Origin of the sequence: Pseudomonas tremae, assembly GCF_001401155.1 — a bacterium.
Taxonomy (GTDB): Bacteria; Pseudomonadota; Gammaproteobacteria; order Pseudomonadales; family Pseudomonadaceae; genus Aquipseudomonas; species Aquipseudomonas tremae.
In genome coordinates, this window is the sequence record NZ_LJRO01000139.1 from 1 (window position 1) to 379 (window position 379).

General features: G+C 53.8%; 1 pseudogene. It reads right to left on the reverse strand.

From position 1 onward, the window contains the following. Window positions 1–106: 106 nt before the first annotated feature. Window positions 107–379: pseudogene (locus ALO43_RS09765) on the reverse strand (TrlF family AAA-like ATPase); the annotation flags it as partial.

Below are 379 nucleotides of genomic sequence, written 5' to 3' on the forward strand. Positions count from 1 at the left end.
CCAGCGGTGTTGCTAAAAGCAACGATCTCGGCGGCCAACGCATCGGCATTGGTCATGTCAGCTTTGAATTGCTGGCGGCTGTCCTCGCCTCGACTGATGACGTCGATCAGCTCTGTAGTTTCCATAAATTGTAAACCTCTTTACGGCGGTTGAAGGCTTCCTGGCCTCCTTCCATAATGTTGATGATGGCCTCCTGCACCGGAAGGGCATCGATGCTACCGCTTGAATTGGCGACCTTCTCGTCTTGGTACTGAAAGGCGTGCACCTGCTCTGCGTCACCCAGCACTGGGAAGTTGGCGTTGTGGGTAGCGAAGATGAACTGGGCGTGAGGTTTCATCTCGCGCAGCAGTTTGATCACATCGTCATAGATGGTCTGGTT